The 1,154-nt window shown below is 65.3% G+C and carries 1 protein-coding gene; it reads left to right on the top strand.

All coding sequences use genetic code 11. From position 1 onward, the window contains the following. Positions 1-1,154: glycoside hydrolase family 2 TIM barrel-domain containing protein (locus tag WMO46_RS15550; protein ID WP_349094658.1), on the top strand; the 1,154-nt coding region annotated here is incomplete at both ends.

The following is a 1,154-nucleotide window of genomic DNA, read 5'->3' as shown; positions in this document are numbered from 1 at the left end:
AAGGCTTACGACCCCTCGCGGCCGGTCCATTACGAACGTGCGGTCTACAACAACGGCGGCCGCAACACCGACATCGTATGCCCGATGTACTGGGACTACGACCAGTGCGAAAAATACCTCCGGAACAATCCCCGGAAGCCGCTGATCCAGTGCGAATATGCGCATGCGATGGGCAATTCGCTGGGCGGATTCGGCGAATACTGGGCGTTGATCCGCCAATATCCGCACTATCAGGGCGGATTCATCTGGGACTTCGTGGACCAGTCGCTGCGCAAAACGGGTAAAAACGGCGCCATGATCTACGGCTACGGCGGCGACTGGAACCCCTACGACGCCTCGGACTGGAATTTCTGCGACAACGGGCTGATCTCGCCCGACCGCGTTCCGAATCCCCACATGCACGAGGCCCGCTACTGGCAGCAGCCCGTGTGGACCACGCTCGGCGAAGACCGGCGCACGCTGACGGTTTTCAATGAAAATTTCTTCCGGCCGCTCGACAACTGCTACCTGCGTTGGACGGTGCTCCGCGACGGGGACCCCGTGCGCAGCGGCATCGTCGCCGACCTGCGCGTCGCCCCGCAGCAAACCGCCGCCGTCGTGCTGCCGCTTGCCCCCGAAACGCTGCCCGCCGACGGAGAACTGCTGCTCAACGTGGAATACCGCCTCTGCGACGCCGAACCACTGCTCGCACCCGATCACCGCGTGGCCTACCAGCAGTTCACGCTGCGGGCGGCGGCACCCGAGCCGCTCGCCGTCGCCGAACGCATGGCCGACCGCCACAATCCGATCGGCACGCTCACGGTCCGCGACGACGACCGCAACTACCTGATCGTCGAAAGCCCCGCCGCACGCATCGACTTCCGCCGCGCCGACGGTCTCATCACCCGCTACGAAGCGGACGGCATGCGCCTGCTCGACGCAGGGGCCGTCGTGGAGCCGAATTTCTGGCGCGCGCCGACGGACAACGACTTCGGGGCGGGACTCAACAAGAAGAACCGCGCATGGGCCGATCCGGGGCTGACGCTGGTGTCGCTCGACCACACGCTGTCGGACGGCGTGGCCGTCGTCACGGCCCGTTACGACCTCCGACGTGTGACCGGACGGCTGGAGATCGAATACCGCATCGACAACGCCGGGGAGATCCTGATCCGTCA

The organism is Alistipes intestinihominis, assembly GCF_040095975.1.
In the GTDB taxonomy this organism is placed as follows: domain Bacteria; phylum Bacteroidota; class Bacteroidia; order Bacteroidales; family Rikenellaceae; genus Alistipes; species Alistipes senegalensis.
Note: the sequence above shows the minus strand (reverse complement) of the source record. Positions and strands in the feature narration are given on the sequence as shown.